A 22701-nucleotide genomic window follows, 5' to 3' on the forward strand; every position below is an offset into this window, starting at 1 on the left:
CCATCAGGCGAAGGATCCGCTCCATCGTGCTCATGAATCCACCTTCGGCATGGGATGGCCCCGGTCAGGGGCGAAGCAGGTCGTTGAGCGAGGTCTTGGCCCGGGTCTGGGCATCGACGCGCTTGACGATGATGGCGGCGTACAGGCTGTACTTGCCGCCGTCCTTGGGCAGGCTGCCGGAGATCACCACCGAGCCGGCCGGGATCCGGCCGTAGGTCGTTTCGCCGGTCGTGCGGTCGTAGATCGGGGTGCTCTGACCCAGGTACACGCCCATCGAAATGACCGAGTTCTCCTCGACGATCACGCCCTCCACGACTTCGGACCGGGCGCCGATGAAGCAGTTGTCCTCGATGATGGTCGGGTTGGCCTGCAGCGGCTCCAGCACGCCACCCAGGCCGACGCCGCCGGACAGGTGGACGTTCTTGCCGACCTGCGCGCAGGAACCGACCGTGGCCCAGGTGTCCACCATGGTGCCTTCGTCGACGTAGGCGCCGATGTTCACGTAGCTGGGCATCAGGATCGCGCCTTTGGCGATGAAGCTGCCCCGGCGAGCGACCGCGGGCGGCACGACGCGCACGCCGGTGGCGGCCATTTCCTCGGCCGACAGGTGGGCGAACTTGGTCGGCACCTTGTCGAAGAAGGCCAGGTCGCCGGCCTTCATCAGCACGTTGTCGTTCAGCCGGAACGACAGCAGCACGGCTTTCTTGAGCCACTGGTGCACCGTCCACTTGCCCACGCTTTCGCGGGTGGCCACGCGCAGCTTGCCCACGTTCAGCTCGGAGATGACGTGATCGACGGCCTCGACCACTTCCTTGGGCGCCTTGCCGGGCGACAGGTTGGCGCGGTCGTCCCACGCGGTATCGATGGTCTGCTGGAGTTGCTGGGTCATTGGGGACTCTGGTCTCGGGTATCTTGAACGAACTGCACGATCCGCTGCGCGGCTTCCAGGCATTCGGCGGTGTCGGCCACCAGCGCCATGCGCACGCGGCCGGCGCCGGGGTTGGCCCCGTGGGCCTCGCGCCCCAGGAAGCTGCCCGGCAGCACGACCACATTGTATTGAGCCAGCAGGGCGCGGGCGAACGCCGTGTCGCTTCCGCGCACCCCCGCCCACAGGTAGAAGCCGGCGTCGGGCAGCCGCACGTCCAGCACCGGCTCGAGCAGCGGCGTGACCTGGGCGAACTTGCGGCGGTACTGTTCGCGGTTGTCCACCACGTGCGCCTCGTCGCTCCAGGCCGCGGCGCTGGCAGCCTGCACGATCGGGCTCATCGCGCTGCCGTGATAGGTGCGGTACAGCAGGAACTGCTGCAGCAGGCCAGCGTCGCCAGCCACGAAACCGCTGCGCATGCCGGGCACGTTGCTGCGCTTGGACAGGCTGGTGAAGGCCACCAGCTGCTTGAAGTCTGTGCGACCGAGTTGCGCCGCCGCCTCCAGCCCGCCCAGCGGCGGCTCGGCGCGGAAGTAGATTTCGCTGTAGCACTCGTCCGAGGCGATCACGAAGCCGTGTTTGTCCTGCAGCGCGAACAACTTGCGCCACTCGTCCAGCGGCATCACCGCGCCGGTCGGGTTGCCGGGCGAGCAGACGAACAGCAGCTGCGTCTTCGCCCAGGTCGCCTCGGGCACGCTGTCCCAATCGATGGCGAAGTTGCGCGCCGGGTCGCTGGGGACGTAGTACGGCTGCGCGCCCGACAGCAGCGCCGCCCCTTCGTAGATTTGGTAGAACGGGTTGGGGCAGACCACCACCGCCGGCCGCGTCGGGTCGATCACGGCCTGGGCGAACGCGAACAGCGCCTCGCGCGAGCCGTTGACGGGCAGCACCTGCGTTTGCGGATCCAGCGCAATGCCGTAGCGCCGCTGGACCCAGCCGGTGCAGGCGGTGCGCAGCTCGCGCGTGCCGGCCGTCGGTGGATACCCCGCCAGGTCGTGGCCTGGCGTTTCCAGCGCGGCGGCCAGCGCCTGCTTGATGAAAGCGGGGGTCGGGTGCTTGGGCTCGCCGATGCCCAGGCTGATGTGGCGGTAGGCCGGGTTCGGCGTAACGCCGGCAAACAGCTCCCGCAGCCGCGCGAATGGGTAGGGCTGCAGGCGGGATAACAGGGGATTCATGCGGGGATTATCCCCGCCGCCGCAAGGACGCCCGGGGATCGGCGTTCGTCAGCGGCAGCCCGGCTCGCCGGTACGCCGCCAGCACGAACGGAGAGCAAAAAAAGCGGTCACTGCGACCGAGCCCGAGCTGCACGGCGCCCACGCGTGCAGCCAGAACTCGCGCACCAGTGCGGGCGTCAGGGCCAGCTCGCACAAGCGCCGCTCGGTCAAGAACGGCGCCTGCAGCATCAAGCCCATGAAGTTGTAGCGAGTGCCGACCGGCGCGCCCACGAAGGCGTGCCTCCGCTCGACGTGCGCCTGCCGCGGCTGGGGATGGCGCAACGCGATGTCGCCGGCTGGCAGCGCCTGAGGCCCGACGCAGAAGCCGCGGCGTGCTGTCCGCGCGGTCGTCGTAGAAGCGCGCCGCGCAGCCCCCCGGCAGGGCGAGCGGAACGGCGGCAAGGAGGCGGCGGCGGGAGGGCGTGGCAGCCGATTCTAGGCAGCGGGGCCCTCCAGCATCGCCATCAGCTCCCGCGCGTTGTCCGGCGCATGGCGTTTGTCGGTGTTGTCGAAGTAGCAAAACACGTCGCGCCGGGTGCGCTGCGACGGCGGCTCGCCCGGCGCGATCAGCCGCGCGTGCGCCGGCTGGCCACCCGCGGCCCAGGCGGCCATCAGGCGCGCCCAGCGTTCCAGTTCTTCGGTGGTGTAGCGGCTGTTGTACAGCTCGGTGGCGCCGTGCAGCCGCATGTAGACGAAGTCGGACGTCACGTCTTCGTACAGCGGCCAGGGTCGGGGCGTGTCGGCGACGACCCAGGCGATGCGGTGGCGGCGCAGCTGGCGGATGAAGTCGGGGGTGACGAAGCTTGCGTGCCGCACCTCGATCGCGTGCCGCAGGCGCCGGCTGCGGTCCACCTGCAGGCAGTCGCGTCCCTCCAGCCGGCCGTCGCGCTCCAGCGCCAGTTCGGCCGCCGCCAGGGTGGTCCGGGGCAGCAGCCGGAAGAACGCCTCGAACAGCGCCGGGTCGTATTGCAGGTTGGGCGGGAACTGCCACAGGATCGGCCCGAGCTTGTCGCCCAGCGCGAACAGGCCGGAGGCGAAGAAGTTGGCCAGCGCCACCCGCACGTTGCGCAGCCGCAGCATGTGGGTGATGTAGCGGCTACCCTTGACGGCGAACACGAAGCCCGGCGGCGTCTGCTCCGCCCACATGGCGTAGCTGGAGGGCCGCTGCAGCGAATAGAAGGATCCGTTCAGCTCCAGCGACGGGAAGGCGCGCGCCGCGTGTTCCAGCTCGCGCGCCTGCACCAGGCCCTCGGGATAGAAATGGCCGCGCCAGGGCGGGTAGCGCCAGCCGGAAACGCCGATCAGGATCCTGCCTGGCATGGGGTGCGGGAGGGTGTTTTCACCGTTTGTGCCAGAACCCGGGCGCCACGGGGGATTGCTGTAACAGGCGGGCACCGGCCCTGCCGGGCCAGCGGTTATGATTTCCCGCATCGGACGCCGGCTGCCAGCCGGCGTTCTCATTCGCGTCAGCATCAAAGGCGAGGGGTCGTGCGTCTCACTTCCATCAAGCTTTCCGGCTTCAAGTCCTTTGCCGATCCGACCAACTTCCTGCTGCCCGGCCAGCTGGTGGGGGTGGTCGGCCCGAACGGCTGCGGCAAATCCAACATCATGGACGCCGTGCGCTGGGTGCTGGGCGAGTCCCGCGCCAGCGAGCTGCGCGGCGAGTCGATGCAGGACGTGATCTTCAACGGCACCACCACCCGCAAGCCGTCCTCGCGCGCGTCGGTCGAACTGGTGTTCGACAACCCCGACCAGCGCGCCGGCGGCCAGTGGGCCCAGTTCGCCGAGATCGCGGTCAAGCGCGTGCTGACGCGCGACGGCACCTCCAGCTACTACATCAACAACCAGCCGGTGCGCCGGCGCGACGTCCAGGACGTGTTCCTGGGCACGGGCCTGGGCCCGCGCGCCTACGCCATCATCGGCCAGGGCACCATCAGCCGGATCATCGAGTCCAAGCCCGAGGAGCTGCGCCTGTTCCTGGAAGAGGCCGCCGGTGTCTCCAAGTACAAGGAGCGCCGACGCGAGACCGAGAACCGGCTGCACGACACGCGCGAGAACCTCACGCGGGTGGAAGACATCCTGCGCGAGCTCAACGCCAACCTGGAAAAGCTTGAAAAGCAGGCCGAAGTCGCCGCCCGCTACAACAAGCTGCAGGCCGACGTCACGCTCAAGCAGCAGCAGCTGTGGTTCTTGAAGCGCTCGGAAGCCGAGGTCGACCAGGGCCGCGTCAAGGCCGATGCCGACAAGGCCGTCAACGACCTGGAAGCGCGGATGGCCGACCTGCGCCGCATCGAGAGCGAACTCGAGACGGTGCGCCAGGCCCACTATGCGGCCGGCGACCAGGTCAACCAGGCCCAGGGCCAGCTGTACGAAGCCAGCGCCGAAGTGGGGCGGCTGGAAGCGGAGATCCGCTTCGTGGTCGAAGGCCGGCAACGGGTCGAGCAGCGCTTGCTGCAGCTCAAGGAGCAGGCCGCGCAATGGGCCGATCGCAAGGACGAAGCCCTGGCCGAGACCGAGAACCTGGCCGCGATGAGCGTCGACGCCGAGGAGCGCGCCACCTTGCTGGCCGCCCAGCTGGAAGAGCAGGACACGCAGCTGCCCGACCTGGAAGAGGCGCAGCGCCAGGCCCAGGCCCGCGCCTCCGAACAGCGCAGCGCCGTCGGCCAGGTGCAGCAGCAGATCCAGGTGCTGGCCGCCGACCAGCGCAACATCGAGGAACAATCGCGCCAGCTGAACCAGCGGCGCGAGCGGCTGGTGGTCGACCGCAACGCGCTGGCCGCGCCGGACGAAGCCCGGCTGGTCAAGCTGCAGGCCCAGCTGGCCGCCGCGCAGGAAAGCGCCGAAACTTCCGACGCCCGCCTGCACGAATTGCAGGAACAGGTGCCGCAGCTGGACGAAGACCGTCGCACCCGGCAGCAGGACGTCAATGCCCAGAGCGCCCGACAGTCCGAGCTGTCGGCCCGGCTGGAGGCCTTGAAGGCGCTGCAGGACAAGGTCCGCACCGACGGCAAGCTGCAGCCCTGGCTGGCCAAGCATGGCCTGGACGGCCTGCAAGGCTTGTGGAGCCGCATCCACATCGAGCAAGGCTGGGAAAGCGCGCTGGAAGCGGCGCTGCGCGAACGCATGGGCGCGCTGGAAGTCTCGCGCATCGAAATGGTCCGCGCCTTCGCCGGCGACCCGCCGCCGGCCAAGCTGGCCTTCTACCATCCGCCGGCGGCCGCCGTGCCGGCAGCGGCCGGCGCGCTGCCGCGCCTGGCCGACCTGCTGCGCCTGAACGATGCCGGCCAGAAGGCCTTGCTGTCGGACTGGCTGCACGGCTGCTTCACCGCTGGCACGCTGGAAGAGGCACTGGCCGCGCGCGACCGGCTGCAGCCGGGCGAGGCGATCTTCGTCCAGGCCGGCCATGCGGTGACGGCGCACAGCGTCAGCTTCTATGCGCAAGATTCCGAGCAGGCCGGCTTGCTGGCGCGCCAGCAGGAGATCGAGAACCTGGACAAGCAGCTGCGCGCGCAGTCGCTGATCGCCGAAGAAGCGCGGTCCGCCCTGGTGCGGGCCGAAGCAGCGTACAGCGACGCCGCGCAGCGCCTGACCACGGCCCGGCGCGAGGCCGCCGAGCACCAGGGGCGCGCCCATGAGCTGCAGGTCGAGACGCTGCGCCTGACGCAGCTGGCCGAACAGACCCGCGCCCGCAGCGAGCAGATCAGCGGCGACTTGGCCGAAGTGGACGCCTTGCTGGAGGAGTTGCAGGAGCGCCGCGTCGCCGCCGAGGGCCGCTTCGAGGAACTGGACATGCAGCTGGCCGACAGCCAGGAGCGCCATGCCCAGCTCGATGAACGCGTGATCGAGGTCGAGCGCAAGCTGGCTCAGGCGCGCGAGCAGCACCGCAGCCTGGAGCGGCAGGCGCAAGAAGCCCAGTTTGCCCAGCGCGCCCTGCAGGCGCGGCGCGGCGAACTGCAGCGGGCGATCGAGACCGCCACCCAGCAGACGGGCTCGCTCGCGGCCGAGGAAGAACGGGCCCAGGTCGAACTGACGCGGCTGACCGACGCCGCCGCGCAGGCCGGGCTGCAGACCGCGCTGGAGCTCAAGTCCGCGCGCGAGCAGTCGCTGGGCGCCCAGCGCAGCGAATACGACGACCTGACGGCCAAGCTGCGCGCCAGCGACGAGCGCCGGCTGCAGCTGGAGCGCGAGCTCGACCCGCTGCGCCAGCGCATCACCGAGTTCCAGCTCAAGGAACAGGCGGCGCGGCTGGGGCTGGAGCAATACACCCAGCTGCTGGCCGACAACCAGGCCGACCTGGAGGCGGTCGCCAGGTCGATTGCCGAAGGCAACGTGCGGCTGGGCGGCATGCAGGGCGACATCGACCGCATCCACCGCGAAGTGGCGGCGCTGGGCGCCGTCAACCTGGCCGCGCTGGAGGAGCTGAGCACGGCGCGCGAGCGCAAGCAGTTCCTGGACGCGCAATCGGCCGACCTGAACGAAGCCATGAGCACGCTGGAAGACGCCATCAAGAAGATCGACGGCGAAACCCGCGAGCTGCTGGGCAGCACCTTCCAGACCGTCAACGAGCACTTCGGGCGGATGTTCCCCGAGCTGTTCGGCGGCGGCAACGCGCGGCTGGTGATGACCGGCGAGGAGATCCTGGACGCCGGCGTGCAGGTGCTGGCGCAGCCGCCCGGCAAGAAGAACCAGACCATCCACCTGCTGTCGGGCGGCGAGAAGGCGTTGACGGCGATCGCCCTGGTGTTCGCCATCTTCCAGCTGAACCCGGCGCCGTTCTGCCTGCTGGACGAAGTGGATGCGCCGCTGGACGACGCCAACACCGAGCGCTATGCCAAGCTGGTCAGCAGCATGAGCAAGGAAACCCAGTTCCTGTTCATCAGCCACAACAAGATTGCGATGGAAATGGCCAAACAACTGATCGGGGTGACCATGCAGGAGCAGGGCGTCTCGCGCATCGTCGCGGTCGACATGGAGGCCGCCAAGTCGATGGCCGAGCTGGCATGAGCGCCGCACGGCGGCCCGAAGGCGCTCGCCCCCTCCGCTTGCGGAGGGCGGAGGCGCAGGACGCGCAGCGGACAAACCGGGGGGAGGTTTCCGAATGAGCGGGTTCACGATCGGCCTGGCCGTCCTGGGCGGGCTGTTGCTCGCCATCCTGGTCGGCTGGAACGCCTGGACCACCCGACGCAACACGCCGCGCCAGCCCGAGGCCGCAGCCGTGGCGCCCGAGCAGGCCGGCGCGCCCGAGCGCAGCGAGCCGGTGTTCGACGACGCGCCGCTGACGCCGCTGCCGCTGCCGGAGAAAAAACCGGGCCTGGACGGCCTGATCGACGTGCTGGCCAGCATCGCGGTGGACGGCCCGGTCTCCGGCGAGGCGGCGCTGGCCGCCATGCCGCCGACCCGGCGCGCCGGCAGCAAGCCGTTTGCCATCGAGGGCCGCAACGACGCCAGCGGCGAGTGGGAAACCCCGCGCGGGGGCCAGCGTTACGCCGGCTTCCAGGCTGGCGTGCAACTGGCCAACCGCAACGGCGCGCTCAACGAAATCGAGTACTCCGAGTTCGTGATGAAGGCGCAGGCCTTCGCCGATGCGATCAACGGCGCGGCGGACTTTCCCGAGATGCGCGACGAGGTGGCGCGAGCCCGCGAACTGGACCAGTTCGCCAGCACGCACGACGCCCAGCTGGGCTTCACCTTGCGCGCCCGCAACGCCGCCTGGAGCCCAGGCTACGTGCACCAGCACGCCAGCCGCTGCGGCTTCGTGGTCGGCGCCATCCCCGGCCGCATGGTGCTGCCGGCCGGCGCGGCCGGCGGCCCGGCGATCCTGGGCCTGGCGTTCTCGACCCAGGCGGCGATGGCCGACGACCCGACCCAGACCGCGATCCGCGACCTGACGTTGAGCCTGGACGTGCCGCAGGTGCCGCGCGCCGAGCAGCCGTTCGTGCGGATGCGCGACGCCGCCATTGCGCTGGCCGCCGCCATGGACGGCGTGATCACCGACGACGACGGCCGGGTGATCCCGCCGGAGGCGCTGGACGCGATCGGCGCCGACCTGGAAAGCCTGTACGACACGCTGGATGCGCGCGACCTGTCGGCCGGCTCGCCGCAGGCGCGGCGCCTGTTCTCCTGAGTCTCATGGCGGTTGCGGCACGCATCCAGGAGCGGGCGGACGCATTGCGCGAGCTGCTGCACCACCACGACCACCAGTACTACGTGCTCGATGCGCCGGAAGTGCCGGACGCCGAATACGACAAGCTGTTGCGCGAACTGCAGGAGCTGGAATCGCAGCACCCGGAACTGGCAACGCCCGACTCGCCGACCCGGCGGGTCGGCGGCGCCACGCTGGAAGGCTTCGCCAAGGTGCGGCACGCCGTGCCCATGCTGTCGATCCGCACCGAGACCGACATCGAGCCGACCGGCGCGCGCAATTTCGATGCCCGCGTGCGGCGCGAGCTGGGCCTGAAGGACGACGATCCGCCGGTCGCCTACATCGCGGAACTGAAGTTCGACGGGCTGGCGCTCAACCTTCGCTACGAAGGCGGCAAGCTGGTGCAGGCCGCAACGCGGGGCGACGGCGCGGTGGGCGAGGACGTGACGCAGAACATCCGCACCATCGGCCAGATTCCACTGCGCCTGAAGGGCAGCGGCTGGCCCGCCGTGCTGGAGGTGCGGGGCGAAGTCTTCATGTCGCGCGCCGACTTCGAGCGCCTGAACGAATTGCAGCGGGCCAAGATCGCACAGGGCGCGAAGAACGAAAAGACTTTCGTCAACCCGCGCAATGCCGCCGCCGGCGCGGTGCGCCAGCTCGATCCGGCCATCGCGCGCCAGCGGCCTTTGAGCTTCTTCGCCTATGGCTGGGGCGAAATCACGGCGCCGGAGCAGGGCGGCCCGGCCTTCGAGCGCCACCACGAAGTGCTGCGGGCCATGAAGGCCTGGGGCTTGCCGGTGTCGGATCGCATCACGGTGGCGCACGGCGCCGACGACCTGATCGCCTACCACCAGGGCGTGGGCCGCGAACGCGACAGCCTGCCGTTCGACATCGACGGCGTGGTCTACAAGGTCGACAGCCTGGCGCTGCAAAGGAAGCTGGGCTTCGTCACCCGGGAGCCGCGCTGGGCCGTGGCCCACAAGTTCCCCGCCCAGGAGCAGGTGACGACGGTGGAATCCATCGACATCTACGTCGGCCGCACCGGCAAGCTGACGCCGGTGGCGCGGCTGGCGCCGGTGTTCGTGGGTGGCGTCACCGTCACCAACGCCACCTTGCACAACGAGGACGAAGCGCGCCGAAAGGACGTGCGGGTGGGCGACTCGGTGATCGTGCGGCGCGCCGGCGACGTGATTCCCGAAGTGGTAGCCGTGGTGCCGGACAGGCGCCTGCCCGGGGCGCTGCAATTCACCATGCCGCGCAGCTGCCCGGTCTGCGGCTCGGAAGCCTTGCGCGGGGAAGGCGAGGCCGACTACCGCTGCACCGGCGGGCTGTTCTGCGGCGCCCAGCGCAAGCAGGCCATCCTGCACTTCGCCCAGCGCCGCGCCATGGACATCGAGGGTCTGGGCGAAAAACTGGTCGACCAGATGGTCGAAGCCGGCGTGATCCGCACCTTGCCCGACTTGTACAAGCTGGGGCTGGGCAACCTGGTCGACCTGGAGCGGATGGGCGAGAAATCGGCGCAGAACCTGCTGGCCGGGCTGGAGCAGTCGAAGACCGCCAGCCTGCCGCGCTTCCTGTTCGGGCTGGGCATCCGGCATGTGGGCGAATCGACGGCACGCGAGCTGGCGCGCCACTTCGGCAAGCTCGACGGCATCATGGAAGCGAGCGTCGAGCAGTTGCTGGCGGTGCCCGACATCGGCCCCATCGTGGCCGAAAGCGTGCACGCGTTTTTCCAGCAGCCGCACAACCGCGAGGTGATCGAGCAATTGCGCGCCTGCGGCGTGCACTGGCCGGAAGGCGAGCCGGCGGTGCAAACGCCCAAACCGCTGGCCGGCAAGACGGTGGTGCTGACCGGCACATTGACAACGCTGTCGCGCGACGAGGCCAAGGACATGCTGGAGGCGGCCGGCGCCAAGGTGGCCGGCTCGGTCAGCAAGAAGACCGACTACGTGGTGGCAGGGGCCGAGGCGGGCAGCAAGCTGGACAAGGCGCTGGCGCTGGGGCTGACGGTGCTGGACGAAGAAGGCTTGCGGGCGCTGCTGGCCCCTTCGTGAGGTGTGCAGCTTGCTGCGCACCGGAGCACGACCACCGCTTGACGTTCTGTCTCACGGGGGCGATTTGCACTCCGGCCGCCGCCACAGCCACACCAGCACCAGCGCCATGATGGAGATGGTGATGCCCACCGCCCATTTCTGCGGCACGAACACCAGCATGAAGACCGTGCTGCAGGACATCATCGCGGTGGTCAGCACCTTGGCACGGCGCGGCACCACGCCGCCGTCGCGCCAGTCGCACAGCTGCTGGCCGAAGCGCGGATGGTTGTGCAGCCAGTCGTGCAGGGCCGGCGAGCAGCGCGCCGCCGCCCAGGCCGCCACCAGCAGGAATGGAACCGTCGGCATCACCGGCAGGAACAGGCCAACGACGCCCAGCAGCAGGAACAGTCCGGCCAATGCCAGCATGGCGTAGCGGGCAGCGCCCGTCAGTTGCGGGAGGGGTTCTGGCGCGCCTGGATCCATGGGCCAGAAGATACCAGCTGCGGCCGGGCAGCGGCGGTATGCTCGTGCGCATGGCTGTACGAGAAATTCTGAAGATGGGGGACGCGCGCCTCCTACGCCTGGCGAAACCGGTCGAGGCGTTCGATACCCCCGAGCTGCGCGCGCTGCTGGTGGACATGCACGACACCATGCAGGCCGCCAGCGGCGCCGGGCTGGCCGCGCCGCAAATCGGCGTGGACCTGCAGTTGGTGGTCTTTGGCACCGACGCGCCCAACCCGCGCTACCCCGAGGCCCCGGTGGTGCCGCGCACCGTGCTGATCAATCCGGTGGTCATGCCCATCGGTGAGGAACAGGAAGACGGCTGGGAAGGCTGCCTGTCCGTGCCCGGGCTGCGCGGCGTGGTGCCGCGCTACCGCCGGATCCTGTACACGGGGTTCGACCCGCAAGGCCGGCGGATCGAGCGGGAAGCCGAGGGCTTCCACGCGCGGGTGGTGCAGCACGAGTGCGACCACCTGCTGGGCAAGCTCTACCCGATGCGGGTGCGCGATTTCAGCCAGTTCGGCTTCACCGAGGTGCTGTTCCCGGGGCTGGACGCCGGCGACGACGACTGAGGCCGCAGCCTCGCCCAAACCAGCACGAGCAGCCGCACCAGCAACAGATGCTGGGCAGCCAGCACCAGGGCGACCAGCAGCAGGCCATTTGCGCCCGTGGGCAACACGGCGCCGACGGCGAGCGCGGGCAACCAGGTGAGCCAGAGCTCGAAGGCGAGCGGGCCGGCGCCACCCCACCAGACGTCCAGCAGGGCGCAGCCCAGGGCAAGGCCCAGGGCTGTTGCGAGTTGCGCGATCAGGATCACCATGGCCATCTCCTGCGATGCCTGGTGAGGGTGCGCCTGCCGGGCAGGCAGGACCAGTGCGCCAGTGCGGCCCGCCGCGGTGACCGATGGCACTGGTGAATGGCCTGAGGAAACGCCGACCAGGGCGCTGGCCTGGACTTCACGAATCGAAAACCGGGCTGCGCATGGCGCGGACTGGTTGCCCTGGTGGAGAGGAGGCGGCTTTGCGGTCCTCTCCACGCTGATCAAGTCACCTGAAAAAATCGCTTTGAGCGATTTTCAGGTGATGTCATTGCGCCGTGATGCCGCGCATCATGATCACGCCACCGAGCATGGCGGTGTCGGACTTGATGCGGTTGGCCAGGCCTTCGGCGGAGGTGCCGGCCACCTGCCAGCCTTGCTGGAACAGCTTGCCGCGCACGTCGGGCGAGCGGGTGATCTCGGAGATCAGCTGCGACAGCCTGGCGGCGATCGGCTTGGGCATCGACACCGGGGCGGCGGCGGCCGTCCAGATTTCCAGCTGGAAGCCACGCACGTCCTGCTCGTTCAGGCTGGGGTAGTCGGGCACCAGCGGGCTGCGGTTCAGGGACGTGACGCCCACGGCCTTGAGCTTGCCGGCGCGGATCTGCGCGGCGGCCAGCGCCGGGGGCAGCAGCGACAGCTGGATCTGGTTGGTCATCAGCGCCTGGATCACCTGCGGGTTGCCCGGATAGGGAATGTGCACCGGGGTGATGTTGGTCTTGGTGGCCAGCAGTTCCATGCCGATGTGGCCGACCGTGCCGATGCCTGGCGAGCCGTAGCTCCACTTGGTGCCGCCGTTGCGCGCCGCCAGGAAGAACTCCTGCGCGTTCTTGAACGGCGCGTCGGCGGGTGCGGTCAGAAGCAGCGGGGCGGTACCGATCAGGCTGAGCGGCTGGAAGGCCTTGAGCGGGTCGAACGGGGTCGCCGGGTTCAGCATCTTGGCGATGGTCATGTTGCCGTTGATCATCACGCCGATGGTGTGGTCGTCGGTCGCCTTGGCCACGATGTCGCCGGCGATGTTGCCGCCCGCGCCGACGCGGTTTTCCACCAGCACCGGCTGGCCGAGCGCGCGCGACAGCGGCTCGGCGATGGTGCGCGCGACCAGGTCGGGCGTGGAGCCGCCGGGGAAGCCGACGATGATGCGGACCGGCTTGGTCGGCCAGGCGACGGCGGGAGCGGTTTTCTGCGCGAAAGCGGTGGTGGCGGCGGCGGCGAGCGCCAGCAGTACGAATCCGCGGCGGGCGGTGGTCTTCGACATGGGGATCCCTCTTGAAATGCGAAACGGCCTTGCTCGGCCGTGGTGGCGATGGTACCGAGCCCCACTGGCGCGGCTTTAAGTGAATTGCGTAGGAAATAAACTCAGGGCCCGAAGCCGGAAGCTGTCACCATCGGACATCCATGGCCTCCATGGCGTGGAGCAGTCATCAATCCCCTTATCTGGTGCGCCGTCGGCGCGGTCGTCGGCCTGCTGGCCGGCACCATCATGGGCAGCAACGGCAAGACCGTGCGCATCGAAGAGATCTGCGTGGGCATCTTCGGCGCGTTCATCGGCGGCGAGTTCCTGCCTTCGGTGCTGAGCGAAACCGGCACCGTGGCTCCCGGCTTCAGCGGGATGGCGCTGATGACCGGTGTCGCCGGCGCGGCCGTCATGCTGGTGCTGCTGAAACTCATGCGCCGCACGGTCGGCCCGATGCGCGACAGCAAGAGCCGCATGACGAAACGCTGACCGCGGTTCGGCTCCCTCGCCTGTCAGGAACTGATTGCCTGCAGCAGCTCGGTTTCGATCTCGATCTGTTGCCGGCTGTGCTGCAGTTCCGGCCCGTCGATCAGGAAGGTGTCTTCCACCCGTTCGCCCAGCGTGCTGACCTTGGCCAGCTGCAGGTTCAGGTTGTGCTGCGCCAGCACCCGCGCCACCGAATAGAGCAGCCCCACCCGGTCGCTGGCCGAGATCGACAACAGCCAGCGCTGCGCCTTCTCGTCGGGCCGCAGCTCCACCCGCGGGGGCACCGGGAAGCTGCGCACCCGGCGTGACACGCGGCCGCGACTGGGCGCCGGCAACGGCCCGGCGGCGGTGATGGTAGCGCACAGGTCGCTCTCCACCATGCTGCACAGCTCGCGGTAGTGCTCCGGCAGCATCGCCGTCACCACCTGGAAGGTGTCCAGCGCCCAGCCGTTGCTGGCCGTGTGGATCTTGGCGTCCAGGATGCTGAAGCCGGCCTGGTCGAAGTAGCCGCAGATGCGGGCGAACAGGTCGGTCTGGTCCGGCGTGTACGCCAGCACCTGCAGGCCTTCGCCCACCGGGGACATGCGCGCGCGCACGATCACCTTGGCACTGCCCACGTGGCGTGACAGGTGGCGCGTGTGCCAGGCGATGTCGCCGGCCTCGTGGCGCATGAAGTAGCCGACGTCGAGCGTGTCCCACAGCTTCTTGTGCCCCTCGAACGGCTCGGCCAGCAGCTGCAGCTGCACCAGCGCCTCGCGCTTGCGCGCCTCGATCTCGGCCGCCGGGTCAGGCGCGCGGCCGCCCAGGCGGCGCAGCGTGTAACGGTACAGGTCCTCCAGCAGCTTGGCCTTCCAGGCGTTCCACACCTTGGGGCTGGTGCCGCGGATGTCGGCCACCGTCAGCAAGTACAGCGCGGTGAGATAGCGTTCGTTGCCGACCCGGGCAGCGAAGGCCTCGATGACGGCCGGGTCGCCCAGGTCCTGCTTCTGTGCCACCTGGCTCATCGCCAGGTGCTCCCTGACCAGGAACTCGACCAGCGCGCAGTCCTCCGGGTCGATCCGGTGCTGGCGGCAAAAGCGTCGCACCTCGCGCGCGCCCAGCTCGCTGTGGTCGCCGCCTCGGCCCTTGGCGATGTCGTGGAACAGCGCCGCGATGTAGAAGATGTGCGGCTTGTCCCAGCCGGCGGCCAGCTGGCTGCAGAACGGGTACTCGTGGGCGTGCTCGGCCAGGAAAAAGCGGCGCACGTTGCGCAGCACCATCAGGATGTGCTGGTCCACCGTGTAGACGTGGAACAGGTCGTGCTGCATCTGGCCGACGATGCGGCGGAACACCCACAGGTAGCGCCCCAGGACCGAGGTCTGGTTCATCAGCCGCATGGCATGGGTGATGCCCTTGGGCTGCATCAGCATGGCGCGGAAGGTGGCGTGGTTGACCGGGTCGTTGCGAAAGCTTGCGTCCATCACCTTGCGCGCGTTGTAGAGCGCGCGCAGCGTGCGGGCCGACAGGCCCTTCACGCCCGGCGTGGTCTGGTACAGCAGGAAGGTCTCGAGGATGGCTTGCGGCTGCCGCAGGTACAGGTCGTCGCTCGCCACCTCGATGTTGCCGGCCTTCTCGAAGAAACGCCCGTTGATGGGATGCGGCTCCTGCGCCGCCGGGTTCAGCCGCTCCTCGATGTTCAGCAGCAGGATCTGGTTGAGCTGGGCGACGGCCTTGGCCGCCCAGTAGTAGCGCTTCATCAGCCGCTCGCTGGCCCGCTGCAGCACCCGGCCGTCCAGGCGCATGGTGGCCCTGTAGCCGAAGGTCTCGGCCACTGCGGTCTGCAGGTCGAACACCAGCCGGTCTTCGCGCCGCTGCGCCACCATGTGCAAGCGGGCCCGGATCAGTCCCAGCAGCGCTTCGTTGCGCTTGATCTGGCGCGCCTCGAAGGCCGTGGCCAGGCCGCGCCGCGCCAGCTCGTCCCAGGTCTTGCCGAAGCCGGCGGCGTTGGCCACCCACAGGATCACCTGCAGGTCGCGCAGCCCGCCCGGCGACTCCTTGCAGTTCGGCTCCAGCGAGTAAGGCGTGTTCTCGAACTTGTTGTGCCGCTGGCGCATCTCCAGCGTCTTGGCGACGAAGAAGGCGCGGGCGTCGACGGTGGCGCGAAAGCGCTCCTGAAAGCCGGCGAACAGCTTGCGCGAACCGGTCAGCAGGCGCGCCTCGAGCAGGCTGGTCTGCACCGTGACGTCGCCGGCGGCCTGCGCCACGCATTCCTCCACCGTGCGCACGCTGGAGCCGATTTCCAGCCCGCAGTCCCAGCAGCTGCCGATGAAGGCTTCCACCCGGCGCTTGAGGTCGGGATCGTGGCCCACCGCAATGCCGTCGGGAACCAGCACCAGCACGTCGACGTCGGAATAGGGAAACAGCTCGCCGCGGCCGAACCCGCCCACTGCCACCAGCGCCACCCCGGCCGGCATGCCGGCGCCTTGCCACAGGGCTATCAGGGCGTCGTCGGCGACCGCGGCAAAGGCCTGCAGCAGAGGCCGGATGCCGCGGGTGGTGCCGGCTTCCGAGCGCAACGCGCCCAGCAGCGCCGCCTTGCGCACGCGAAACGCCCCCCGCACCGCCTGGACTTCGGCGGCGGGTGCGGCCGGAAGCGCGGCGGCCGGGTTCATCCGGCCTTCACCCCTTCACGAACGCTGGCGGCGCCGGGCTTCCCGCCGACAGCGTCAGCACTTCGTAGCCGGTGTCGGTCACCAGCACGGTGTGCTCCCACTGGGCCGACAGCGAATGGTCCTTGTTGACGATGGTCCTGCCGTCGTTGCCGAACTCCTTCACGTCGCGCCGGCCGGCATTGATCATGGGCTCGATGGTGAACGTCATGCCCGGCTTGAGCTCCTCCAGCGTGCCGGGCTTGCCGTAGTGCAGCACCTGCGGCTCTTCGTGGAAGTTCTTGCCGATGCCGTGGCCGCAGAACTCGCGCACCACCGAGAAGCTGTGACTTTCGGCGAACTTCTGGATCGCCCAGCCGACGTCGCCCAGCCGCACCCCCGGCTTGACCTGCACGATGCCATGCCACATGGCGTCATAGGTGACGCTCACCAGGCGCCTGGCGGCGATGGAGGCGTCGCCGATGATGAACATCCGGCTGGTGTCGCCGTACCAGCCGTCCTTGATGACGGTGACGTCGACGTTGCAGATGTCGCCCTTCTTGAGCGGCTTGTCGTTGGGGATGCCGTGGCAGACCACGTGGTTGACCGAGGTGCAAAGCGACGCCGGGTAGGGCGGGTAGCCGGACGGCTGGTAGCCCAGCGTGGCCGAAATCGAGCCCTGCTTTTTCATGTGCTCGGACGCCAGCCGGTCGATCTCCCGGGTGGTGATGCCCGGCTTGATGTGCTCGGTGAGGTGGTCCAGGACCTCGGCGGCCATCCGGCACGCGGTCCGCATCCCCTGGATGCCTTGTTCGTCTTTGTACGTGATACCCATGCTGTGGATTATCCCAGAGGGTGGAAACCCGCGCAGTTAGAATTGCCGGGGTGCCGAGTCCCAGTCAGCGACCGGCAAGCCACTCCTCCAAGACCAGGTTTCCAACAGTGTCCCTGCACATCACCGAGTTCGAGGGCGGCCAAGCCCTCAGCGACTTCCGGATCCAGCAACTCCTGCCGCGCCTGCAAGCGGCGCACCCGAAAATCGCCGGCATCCAGGCGCGCTACGTGCACCTGGTGGCCACCGACCACGCGCCCGCCGCCAGGGAGCGCGAGCAGCTCGCGGCCTTGCTGACCTACGGCGAGCCGTACGCCGGCGGCGCCGACGGCACGCTGCTGGTCGTCACGCCGCGGCTGGGCACGGTTTCGCCCTGGGCCTCCAAGGCCACCGACATCGCCCACAACTGCGGGCTGGCGCTGCGCCGCATCGAACGGGTGGTGGAATACCGGCTCGCGACGCAGTCCGGCTGGCTGGGCAAGGCGACGCTGGAGCAGGAGCAGCTGTGGGCGGCCGCGGCGCTGCTGCACGACCGCATGACCGAAAGCATCGTGCCGCATCGCTGCGATGCGGCCCGCCTGTTCACCGAGCTGCAGGCCCCGCCCATGGAGCACGTGGACGTGCTGGCTGGCGGCCGCGCGGCGCTGGAGGAAGCCAACCGCCGCTTCGGCTTGGCGCTGGCCGACGACGAGATCGACTACCTGGTGCAGGCGTTCCAGGGGCTGCGGCGCAATCCGACCGACGTCGAACTGATGATGTTCGCCCAGGCCAACAGCGAGCACTGCCGCCACAAGATCTTCAACGCCACTTTCGCCATCGACGGCGTGGCGCAGGACAAGAGCCTGTTCGGCATGATCCGCAACACGCACCAGCTGCACCCGGAACACACCATCGTCGCCTATGCCGACAACGCGGCGGTGATGCAAGGCCATGCGGTGGAGCGCTTCGTGCCGGCCGCAGGCGGCCACTACACCAAGACCGCAGCCACCCACCATGTGCTGATGAAGGTGGAGACGCACAACCACCCGACGGCGATCTCGCCGTTCCCGGGCGCCTCCACCGGCGCCGGCGGCGAGATCCGCGACGAAGGTGCCACCGGCCGCGGCGCCCGGCCCAAGGCTGGCCTCACCGGCTTCACTGTCTCCAGGCTGTGGGACGGCCAGTTCGGCAAGCCCGACCACATCGCCAGCCCGCTGCAGATCATGACGGAAGGGCCGCTGGGCGGCGCCGCCTTCAACAACGAATTCGGCCGGCCCAACCTGCTGGGCTATTTCCGCGAGTACGAGCAGCAAGTGGCCGGTGTGGCCCGCGGCTACCACAAGCCCATCATGATCGCCGGCGGCCTGGGCTTCATCGACGCCGGCCTGACCCACAAGATCCCGTTCCCGCCCGGCAGCCTGCTGGTGCAGCTGGGCGGCCCGGGCATGCGCATCGGCATGGGCGGCAGCGCGGCGTCGTCGATGGCGACCGGCACCAACACGGCCGAACTCGATTTCGATTCGGTGCAGCGCGGCAACCCGGAGATCGAGCGGCGCGCCCAGGAAGTCATCAACCGCTGCTGGGAGCTGGGCGAGCGCAACCCGGTGCTGGCGATCCACGACGTCGGCGCCGGTGGCCTGTCGAACGCCTTTCCCGAGCTGACCAACGACGCTGGCCGCGGCGCCCGCTTCGACTTGCGCCAGGTGCCGCTGGAAGAGTCGGGCCTGTCGCCGCGCGAGATCTGGAGCAACGAAAGCCAGGAACGCTACGTGATGGCGATCGCCCCCGAGTCGCTGGAGCAGTTCCGCGGCTTTTGCGAGCGCGAGCGCTGCCCGTTCGCGGTGGTGGGCGTGGCGACCGAGGAAAGGCAGCTGGTGGTCGAGGGCCCGCCGGACGACGACGCAGTGGACATGCCCATGGACGTGCTGCTGGGCAAGCCGCCCAAGATGCACCGCGACGTGCAGCGCGTGCAGCGCGAGGTGCCCGAGCTGGACCTGACCGAGGTCAAGCTGCAGGACGCCGTGATCCGCGTCCTGAGCCACCCCACCGTGGCTTCCAAGCGCTTCCTCATCACCATCGGCGACCGCACCGTCGGGGGCATGACCCATCGTGACCAGATGGTCGGCCCCTGGCAGGTGCCGGTGGCGGACTGCGCAGTCACGCTGGCTGACTACCAGGGCTTCGCCGGCGAGGCCATGAGCATGGGCGAGCGCACGCCGCTGGCCTCGGTGAACGCGCCGGCATCGGGCCGCATGGCTGTGGCCGAGGCCATCACCAACCTGCTGGCGGCGCCCATCGAGCTGCCGCGGGTGAAGCTGTCGGCCAACTGGATGGCCGCCTGCGGCGAACCGGGCGAAGACGCCGACCTGTACGACACGGTGCGCGCCGTCGGCATGGAGCTGTGCCCGCAACTGGGCGTCTCCATCCCCGTGGGCAAGGACAGCCTGTCGATGCGCACGCAATGGACCGACGCCGGCGCGGTCAAGAAGGTGACCTCGCCAGTCAGCCTGGTGGTGACAGCTTTCGCCAGCGTGGCGGACGTGCGCGGCACGCTGACGCCGCAGCTGGAGGCGAGCGAAGACACGACGCTGGTGCTGGTCGACCTGGGGCGCGGGCGCAACCGCATGGGCGGCAGCATCCTGGCGCAGGTGCTGGACCAGCCCGGCGGCGCGGTGCCCGACCTGGACGAGGCGCAAGACCTGGTGAACCTGGTCGATGCCGTCAATGCGCTGCGCGCGCAAGGCCGCATCCTGGCCTACCACGACCGCAGCGACGGCGGCCTGCTGGCGGCCGCTTGCGAGATGGCGTTCGCCGGCCACGTGGGCATCGCGCTGAACGTGGACCTGCTGGTGACCGAGGGCGACGGCATCAGCGACAGCCGCGCCGAATACGGCGACGCCAAGAACTGGGCCACGCAGGTGAGCGCCCGGCGCGAGGAGCTGACGCTCAAGGCCTTGTTCAGCGAGGAACTGGGCGTGCTGCTACAGGTGCGCACCGCCGAGCGCAACGACGTGATGCAGGTGCTGCGCGCGCACGGCCTGTCGAAGTTCAGTCACTTCGTCGGCAAGACCCGGCCGGCGGCCTCCACCATCGAGATGGGCAAGGGCGAAGTGCAGGTCTGGCGCGACGCCAGGTCAGTCTTCAGCGGCAAGCTGGCGGACCTGCAGCAGGTCTGGGACAGCGTCAGCTGGAAGATCTGCCAGCAGCGCGACAACCCGGTGTGCGCCGACAGCGAGCATGCGGCGGTGGGGGATCCGACGGATCCGGGGCTGCATGTTTTCCTGCCGGGGCTGCCCCCAACCCAAGCCTCCCCCGAAAGGGGAGGGAGCAACGCGGGACTCCCGCACCCGCTGCGCGAGGGCGGGGATGGAGGCGGCGGGCCAGCGCTCCTGACCTCCCGCCCCAAGGTCGCCATCCTCCGCGAGCAAGGCGTCAACTCCCACGTGGAGATGGCCTATGCCTTCACCGAGGCCGGCTTCGACGCCGTCGACGTCCACATGACCGACCTGCAGGCCGGCCGGCACGACCTGGCGGCCTTCCAGGGCGTGGTCGCCTGCGGCGGCTTCAGCTACGGCGACACGCTGGGCGCGGGCATCGGCTGGGCCCGCAGCATCACCTTCAACCCGGCGCTGTCGCAGCAGTTCCAGTCCTTCTTCGGCCGCGGCGACACGTTCGGGCTGGGCGTGTGCAACGGCTGCCAGATGTTCGCCGAGCTGGCCGACATCATCCCCGGGGCGCAGGCCTGGCCGCGCTTTACCACCAACCGCAGCGAGCGCTTCGAGGCGCGGCTGGCGATGGTGGAAGTGCTGGAGTCGCCCAGCCTGTTCCTGGCTGGCATGGCGGGCAGCCGGCTGCCGATTGCGGTGGCGCATGGCGAGGGCTACCCGGACTTCAGCCAGCGCGGCGACGAGGCGCAGGTGCTGCGCGCCATGCGCTTCGTGGACAACCATGGCCAGCCGACCGAGCGCTACCCGTTCAACCCGAACGGCGGCGCCGGCGGCCTGACGGCGGTGACCACGGCGGACGGCCGCTTCACCGCGCTGATGCCGCACCCGGAGCGCGTGTTCCGCAACATCCAGATGTCGTGGACCTCGGCCGATCCGTCGGGCTTCAGCCCCTGGATGCAGATCTGGCGCAACGCGCGCAAGTGGGTCGCATGATGGCCGAGCAACGCGAACCCGATGCCCAGGGCGCCCCGGTACGGCGCTTTCGCGACCCGGGCTACCGGCCGTTGGCCGCCAACCTGGCTGGCGTGCGCGCCGGCATCGACCGCATCGACGACCAGATCGTGCGCCTGCTGGCCGAGCGCGCGATGCTGGTCAAGGACGCCGCCAGATTCAAGCGCGACGCCTTCCAGGTCAGCGCGCCGGCGCGCCAGGCCCAGGTGTTCGAGCACGTGCGCGAACTGGCGCGGCGCCATGCACCGGACTTCAACGGCGGCTTCGACGGCTTGCCCGGCGTCGTGGAAGCGGCCTACCGGGCGCTGGTCGCCGGGTACATCGGCTGCGAACAAAGCTACTTCGGCCACACCGAAGAGATCAACCCCGCTTCCAAGGAAGACTCCCAGTGACCCAAAGACGCGCACTCCTCAAAACCCTGGCCGCCACCTCGGCTGCCGCCTTGGCCGGCCCTTGGACGGCCACTCGCGCCCAGGCCGACTATCCGGCCAGGCCGATCCGCATGCTGGTGCCGTTCGGCCCCGGCTCGACCCCTGACGTGTTCGCCCGCCTGGTCAGCGAGCACGCCAGCAAGACGCTGGGTCAGCCCATCGTGATGGAGAACCGCGCCGGCGCCGGCGGCAACATCGCCACCGGCATGATGGCCAAGGCGAATCCGGACGGCTACACCATCGGCGTGTCGATCACGGGGCCGCTGGTGAACAACACCATCATCTATCCCAACCTGGGCTACGACCCGTTCACCGAACTGCAGCCGATCACCTTTGGCGTGCACCAGGGCAACGTGCTGGCGGTCAGCCCGGCGCTGGGCGTGAACAGCATCCAGGAGCTGATGGCCCTGCTGCGCAAGAACCCCGGCAAGTACAACTACGCCTCGGTGGGCGTCGGCACGCTGTCGCAGCTGAGCGTGGAGGCGATCAAGGCGCTGACCAACAGCTATGTGGTGCAGGTGCCATACGCCTCGTCGCCGGCCGCCGTGTTGAGCGTGCTGCAGGGCGACACCCACATCGTCAGCCTGGCGCCGCTGGCCGTCATGCCGCAGGTGCAGGCCGGCAAGATGACCATCCTGGCCGTTTCCACGGCCAAGCGGCTGCCGCAGCTGCCCAACGTGCCGACGCTGCGCGAATCGGGCATCCCGCTGGACGGCAGCGCCTGGATCGGCATCGTGGCGCCGGCCGGCATTTCGGCGCCGGTGCTGGCCAAGCTGAACCAGGCTTTCGTCGGCGCGATGCGCGACCCTGCCGTGCTGGCCAGGCTGCGCGCGCAGTACATGGAGCCGGAGCCGGGCACGCCCGAGCAGTTCGCCGCCTACATGCGCGCCGAGCGCGCCAAGTGGGGCCCGGTGATCAAGCGGGCGGGGATCAAGGCGGAGTAAAAAAAACTCGTCGCCCCGGCGCAGGCGGGGGTGACGACAGGCTCAGGCTTTGGCCGGCGGGCGCCACCGCCGCGCCTTCGATCCCGTGCCGCTGCAGCGCGTTGCCGGCGAAGCCGCCGGCCTTCATCTCCTCGATGAAGCCGCTCAGCCAGGCCTGCGCCGCGGTTCGGCCCCTTGGCCACGCCCATGGCCTGGTTGATCACCATGAAGCGCCCCGGCAGCAGCCGCACCCCGCCTGCCCGCTGGGCATCCATCTCCAGCTGCTGCCTGACCCCGCGGCGACGTCCAGGTTCTGCGCCAGGAACACGTTCACGACTTCGGGCGAGGTCGGCGCCCGCACCAGCGCCGCCTGCTT

The 22701-nt window shown here is 69.4% G+C and carries 17 protein-coding genes and 1 pseudogene; 8 read left to right on the top strand and 10 right to left on the bottom strand.

Annotated features, from left to right (window positions below):
- Positions 1–64: 64 nt before the first annotated feature.
- From dapD to JWP65_RS02675, 4 genes are all read right to left on the bottom strand, one after another.
- Positions 65–889 (bottom strand): 2,3,4,5-tetrahydropyridine-2,6-dicarboxylate N-succinyltransferase, encoded by an 825-nt coding sequence (gene dapD / locus JWP65_RS02660; protein ID WP_299760084.1) that lies wholly within the window; start codon positions 887–889, stop codon positions 65–67.
- Positions 886–2100 carry a succinyldiaminopimelate transaminase gene (dapC, locus tag JWP65_RS02665; protein ID WP_299760086.1) on the bottom strand — a complete coding sequence of 405 codons (1215 nt, stop codon included), beginning with the start codon at positions 2098–2100 and terminating at the stop codon, positions 886–888. Before dapC ends, dapD begins: the two co-directional genes overlap by 4 nt.
- Before the next feature lie 48 nt (positions 2101–2148).
- Positions 2149–2421 carry a hypothetical protein gene (locus JWP65_RS02670; RefSeq protein WP_299760088.1) on the bottom strand — a complete coding sequence of 91 codons (273 nt, stop codon included), beginning with the start codon at positions 2419–2421 and terminating at the stop codon, positions 2149–2151.
- Positions 2422–2574: 153 nt separating this feature from the next.
- A complete protein-coding gene (locus JWP65_RS02675; protein WP_299760090.1) occupies positions 2575–3459 on the bottom strand; it encodes a DUF72 domain-containing protein in 885 nt (294 codons plus the stop codon).
- A 168-nt stretch (positions 3460–3627) separates the two neighbouring features.
- Here JWP65_RS02675 and smc point away from each other — a divergent pair, with 168 nt between their 5' ends.
- The 3 genes from smc to ligA all read left to right on the top strand — a co-directional run bounded on the left by smc (position 3628) and on the right by ligA (position 10335).
- Positions 3628–7143 (top strand): chromosome segregation protein SMC, encoded by a 3516-nt coding sequence (gene smc, locus JWP65_RS02680; protein ID WP_299760092.1) that lies wholly within the window; start codon positions 3628–3630, stop codon positions 7141–7143.
- A 94-nt stretch (positions 7144–7237) separates the two neighbouring features.
- A complete protein-coding gene (locus tag JWP65_RS02685) occupies positions 7238–8263 on the top strand; it encodes a cell division protein ZipA C-terminal FtsZ-binding domain-containing protein (protein WP_299760094.1) in 1026 nt (341 codons plus the stop codon).
- Between the two features lie 5 nt (positions 8264–8268).
- Positions 8269–10335 (top strand): NAD-dependent DNA ligase LigA, encoded by a 2067-nt coding sequence (ligA, locus tag JWP65_RS02690; RefSeq protein WP_299760096.1) that lies wholly within the window; start codon positions 8269–8271, stop codon positions 10333–10335.
- 51 nt (positions 10336–10386) lie between these two features.
- Here the strand turns inward: ligA and JWP65_RS02695 are convergent, their stop codons facing one another.
- Positions 10387–10797 carry a YbaN family protein gene (locus JWP65_RS02695; RefSeq protein WP_299760098.1) on the bottom strand — a complete coding sequence of 137 codons (411 nt, stop codon included), beginning with the start codon at positions 10795–10797 and terminating at the stop codon, positions 10387–10389.
- A gap of 50 nt (positions 10798–10847) precedes the next feature.
- On the opposite strand from JWP65_RS02695, the gene def reads away from it, so the two are divergent.
- Positions 10848–11387 (top strand): peptide deformylase, encoded by a 540-nt coding sequence (def, locus tag JWP65_RS02700; protein WP_299760100.1) that lies wholly within the window; start codon positions 10848–10850, stop codon positions 11385–11387.
- Here def and JWP65_RS02705 read toward each other — a convergent pair.
- Together JWP65_RS02705 and JWP65_RS02710 are read right to left on the bottom strand one after the other, a co-directional pair.
- Positions 11303–11635: a hypothetical protein gene (locus JWP65_RS02705; protein ID WP_299760102.1), complete on the bottom strand. Its 333-nt coding sequence runs from the start codon at positions 11633–11635 to the stop codon at positions 11303–11305. The genes def and JWP65_RS02705 overlap by 85 nt on opposite strands.
- A gap of 265 nt (positions 11636–11900) precedes the next feature.
- Positions 11901–12890 (bottom strand): tripartite tricarboxylate transporter substrate binding protein, encoded by a 990-nt coding sequence (locus tag JWP65_RS02710; RefSeq protein WP_299760104.1) that lies wholly within the window; start codon positions 12888–12890, stop codon positions 11901–11903.
- Positions 12891–13115: 225 nt separating this feature from the next.
- Here JWP65_RS02710 and JWP65_RS02715 point away from each other — a divergent pair, with 225 nt between their 5' ends.
- Positions 13116–13358: a hypothetical protein gene (locus tag JWP65_RS02715; protein ID WP_299760106.1), complete on the top strand. Its 243-nt coding sequence runs from the start codon at positions 13116–13118 to the stop codon at positions 13356–13358.
- A gap of 23 nt (positions 13359–13381) precedes the next feature.
- On the opposite strand, the gene JWP65_RS02720 is transcribed toward JWP65_RS02715, so the two are convergent.
- Together JWP65_RS02720 and map are read right to left on the bottom strand one after the other, a co-directional pair.
- Entirely contained in the window at positions 13382–16006 is a 2625-nt protein-coding gene (locus JWP65_RS02720) for a [protein-PII] uridylyltransferase (protein ID WP_299760108.1), read from the bottom strand.
- Between the two features lie 7 nt (positions 16007–16013).
- Positions 16014–16817, bottom strand: a complete 804-nt coding sequence (gene map / locus JWP65_RS02725) for a type I methionyl aminopeptidase (RefSeq protein ID WP_299760109.1) — start codon at positions 16815–16817, stop codon at positions 16014–16016.
- A 107-nt stretch (positions 16818–16924) separates the two neighbouring features.
- Between map and purL the strand changes: the two genes are divergently transcribed.
- Genes purL through JWP65_RS02740 form a run of 3 tightly spaced genes read left to right on the top strand, consistent with a single transcriptional unit; the run spans position 16925 to position 22346 of the window.
- On the top strand, positions 16925–20953 hold the full coding sequence (gene purL, locus JWP65_RS02730) for a phosphoribosylformylglycinamidine synthase (RefSeq protein WP_299760110.1): 4029 nt from the start codon (positions 16925–16927) through the stop codon (positions 20951–20953).
- A complete protein-coding gene (locus JWP65_RS02735) occupies positions 20950–21363 on the top strand; it encodes a chorismate mutase (protein ID WP_299760111.1) in 414 nt (137 codons plus the stop codon). Before purL ends, JWP65_RS02735 begins: the two co-directional genes overlap by 4 nt.
- The gene (locus tag JWP65_RS02740; RefSeq protein ID WP_299760112.1) at positions 21360–22346 is read left to right on the top strand and encodes a tripartite tricarboxylate transporter substrate binding protein; all 987 of its coding nucleotides are present in this window, start codon (positions 21360–21362) and stop codon (positions 22344–22346) included. Before JWP65_RS02735 ends, JWP65_RS02740 begins: the two co-directional genes overlap by 4 nt.
- Here the strand turns inward: JWP65_RS02740 and JWP65_RS02745 are convergent.
- Positions 22333–22701: pseudogene (locus JWP65_RS02745) on the bottom strand (ABC transporter substrate-binding protein); the annotation flags it as partial. The gene JWP65_RS02740 and the pseudogene JWP65_RS02745 sit on opposite strands and share 14 nt — an antisense overlap.

The sequence above is a fragment of the Ramlibacter sp. genome (genome assembly GCF_028292805.1).
Lineage (GTDB): Bacteria > Pseudomonadota > Gammaproteobacteria > Burkholderiales > Burkholderiaceae_C > Ramlibacter.

Excerpts from the sequence above, each read along its gene's own strand:
- JWP65_RS02735 (WP_299760111.1), top strand. The coding sequence starts at position 20,950 with ATGATGGCCGAGCAACGCGAACCCGATGCCCAGGGCGCCCCGGTACGG.
- JWP65_RS02720 (WP_299760108.1), bottom strand. The coding sequence starts at position 16,006 with ATGAACCCGGCCGCCGCGCTTCCGGCCGCACCCGCCGCCGAAGTCCAG.
- dapD (WP_299760084.1), bottom strand. The coding sequence starts at position 889 with ATGACCCAGCAACTCCAGCAGACCATCGATACCGCGTGGGACGACCGC.
- JWP65_RS02705 (WP_299760102.1), bottom strand. The coding sequence starts at position 11,635 with ATGGTGATCCTGATCGCGCAACTCGCAACAGCCCTGGGCCTTGCCCTG.
- ligA (WP_299760096.1), top strand. The coding sequence starts at position 8,269 with ATGGCGGTTGCGGCACGCATCCAGGAGCGGGCGGACGCATTGCGCGAG.
- JWP65_RS02675 (WP_299760090.1), bottom strand. The coding sequence starts at position 3,459 with ATGCCAGGCAGGATCCTGATCGGCGTTTCCGGCTGGCGCTACCCGCCC.
- dapC (WP_299760086.1), bottom strand. The coding sequence starts at position 2,100 with ATGAATCCCCTGTTATCCCGCCTGCAGCCCTACCCATTCGCGCGGCTG.
- JWP65_RS02715 (WP_299760106.1), top strand. The coding sequence starts at position 13,116 with ATGGGCAGCAACGGCAAGACCGTGCGCATCGAAGAGATCTGCGTGGGC.
- JWP65_RS02710 (WP_299760104.1), bottom strand. The coding sequence starts at position 12,890 with ATGTCGAAGACCACCGCCCGCCGCGGATTCGTACTGCTGGCGCTCGCC.
- JWP65_RS02695 (WP_299760098.1), bottom strand. The coding sequence starts at position 10,797 with ATGGATCCAGGCGCGCCAGAACCCCTCCCGCAACTGACGGGCGCTGCC.
- JWP65_RS02685 (WP_299760094.1), top strand. The coding sequence starts at position 7,238 with ATGAGCGGGTTCACGATCGGCCTGGCCGTCCTGGGCGGGCTGTTGCTC.
- def (WP_299760100.1), top strand. The coding sequence starts at position 10,848 with ATGGCTGTACGAGAAATTCTGAAGATGGGGGACGCGCGCCTCCTACGC.
- map (WP_299760109.1), bottom strand. The coding sequence starts at position 16,817 with ATGGGTATCACGTACAAAGACGAACAAGGCATCCAGGGGATGCGGACC.